The organism is uncultured Rhodoblastus sp. (assembly GCF_903903185.1).
Taxonomy (GTDB): Bacteria; Pseudomonadota; Alphaproteobacteria; order Rhizobiales; family Beijerinckiaceae; genus Rhodoblastus.
In genome coordinates this window covers 1-2,042 of sequence record NZ_CAIUXT010000202.1, presented here as the reverse complement: position 1 = coordinate 2,042, position 2,042 = coordinate 1, and the positions used below count along the sequence as shown (strand labels likewise).

Genomic DNA, 2,042 nt, shown 5'->3' with positions numbered 1-2,042 from the left:
ATCCATGCTGATCACCGCCAACCAGCCGTTCGGCGAATGGAACAAGGTCTTTCCCGATCCCGCCATGACGCTCGCCGCCGTCGACCGTCTCGTCCACCACGCCACGATCTTCGAACTGAATGTCGAAAGCTATCGTCGCCGTCAGGCCATCGAACGAAAACGAGGGCCGGGACGTCCACCAAACCAAGCGACGCCAGCCAATCTCGCAGAGGCCGATCTCGCTAATTGACGCGCCGCGACAATCAATGTCGAAAACCTCTTGCGCGCGACAATCAACGCCCCGAATATTAGCGCCGCCGCGACACCGGATTCTCATCCTGATTGTCGCGCGCCTCTCAACCAGATGGTCGCGCTATACCGCATGACCAACGGACCGCCTCGACCTATATTTTCGGCGCGATCTCACCCAAGGAAGGCAAGGGCGCGGCCCTCATCATGCCCAGGTGCAATACTTTTGCGATGGATCTGCATCTCGCCGAAATCGCCAAAAAAGTTGCGCCGGGCGCGCATGCCGTGCTGCTTCTCGATCAGGCTGGTTGGCACACGACGGACAAACTCGCCATTCCGGCAAATATCACGCTCCTGCCGTTGCCGCCCAAATGCCCGGAGCTCAATCCGACCGAAAATGTCTGGCAGTTCCTGCGCGAAAATTACCTGTCGAACCGCGTCTTCAAATCCTACGACGATATCGTCGACCACTGCTGTGACGCCTGGAACAAGTTCGTCGATCAGCCTTGGCGCATCAATTCCATCGGACTCCGCGATTGGGCTCATGGGTTTTAATCAGAGAGGCTCGGTATAATTTGCACATTCAGCGGGTTTGAAGATGTCGGCGCAGGTTTCGAGGGCTCGCATCAGTCCGGCCACGGATCGTTCGGCGATTTTGCGCGGATGGGCCTTGAGCTTGGAAAAGGCCTTCTCGATGGGGTTCAAGTCGGGGCTGTAGGCCGGCAGATAACGCAGCTAGGCGCCGGCGGCTTTGAGCAATAACTTTCGACGTCCGCGAGGCGCTTTTCGGGTTGCTCGGAAAGGACATCACCACAATCGACGGCCTCGGTCCTTACCTCTCGCTGAAGCTGATCGCTGAATGCGGCGACGACCTCTCTTCGTGGCCAAGTGCAAAGCATTTTACCTCCTGGCTGGGACTGGCGCCGAGCAACAAGATCTCCGGCGGGAAAATGCTTTCGTCTCGAACGCGCCGATCCGGCGTTCGGGCGGCGGCGCTTCTGCGTCTTGCTGCCGTCGCCGTCGGACGCACCGACACCGCGCTCGGCGCCTTTTGCAGGCGACTTTCATCACGCATCGGCAAGGCCAAGGCAGTCACCGCCACCGCCCGCAAGATCGCCGTTCTCTTCTACAATGCCGTGCGATACGGAATGGATTATGTCGATCCCGGCGCCTCGTCCTATGAGACGCGTTACCGGGCCCGCGTGGTCAGCAATTTACATCGGCGAGCCAAGGCATTCGGCTTTGTTCTCCAGCCCTTGGAGGCCAAAGCCGGTGCTGACGTTTCTTAGGAATCGTTCTCCAGCGCCAACTCTCCGATCTTGGCGTGCAGCGCCTTCAAATCGACGACAGGCACCGATGCTTCGCTCCCGCCATGCCCGAAGACCCCGGCCGCGCCTTCAAGAAGCTGGCCCTTCCATTGAGTGATCTGGTTCGCGTGAACATCGAACTGTTGCGCCAGCTCAGTCAGCGTCTTCTCGCCCTTCAGGGCGGCCATGGCCACCTTCGCCTTGAAAGCCGGCGTGTGGTTCCGGCGCGGTCGTTTGGTCATAATCTCTACTGATGCGCGCCGATCATCGACGCTGTCAGGCAGAAAAGCCACTTATCGTTCTGTCCAGATTCCCCGAGCCGGCTCTCGTGTCACGCGGAGATTCATCCGATTGTCCTGCGATGACCCCTAGCAGCCTGTCGGACTTAGCGAAGAGCGGGCGATAGGATAGGATCGTTTCGTTGATTCTCGCCCCATGACGGTCGTTCCGATGGACAACTTCCGCAATTTTGATCGGCAAACCGGTTTTCTGCTGCCGCCGTCGGTT

At 59.1% G+C, this 2,042-nt stretch carries 3 protein-coding genes and 3 pseudogenes; 3 read left to right on the top strand and 3 right to left on the bottom strand.

Features of this window, described 5'->3' with window-relative positions; genetic code table 11:
- Both QZY01_RS18035 and QZY01_RS18030 read left to right on the top strand, forming a co-directional pair.
- Positions 1–229, top strand: a 229-nt coding sequence (locus QZY01_RS18035; RefSeq protein WP_294539989.1) for an ATP-binding protein, incomplete at its 5' end; no start/stop codon positions are given.
- Positions 230–357: 128 nt separating this feature from the next.
- A pseudogene (locus QZY01_RS18030) lies at positions 358–783 on the top strand (IS630 family transposase); the annotation flags it as partial.
- Here the strand turns inward: QZY01_RS18030 and QZY01_RS18025 are convergent.
- A pseudogene (locus QZY01_RS18025) lies at positions 784–984 on the bottom strand (transposase); the annotation flags it as partial.
- Between the two features lie 35 nt (positions 985–1,019).
- On the opposite strand from QZY01_RS18025, the gene QZY01_RS18020 reads away from it, so the two are divergent.
- Positions 1,020–1,517: a transposase gene (locus QZY01_RS18020; protein ID WP_294539987.1), complete on the top strand. Its 498-nt coding sequence runs from the start codon at positions 1,020–1,022 to the stop codon at positions 1,515–1,517.
- A 2-nt stretch (positions 1,518–1,519) separates the two neighbouring features.
- On the opposite strand, the pseudogene QZY01_RS18015 reads toward QZY01_RS18020, so the two are convergent.
- Positions 1,520–1,777: pseudogene (locus QZY01_RS18015) on the bottom strand (transposase); the annotation flags it as partial.
- Between the two features lie 34 nt (positions 1,778–1,811).
- The coding region (locus QZY01_RS18010) for a hypothetical protein (RefSeq protein ID WP_294539985.1) at positions 1,812–2,042 on the bottom strand (231 nt) is incomplete at its 5' end.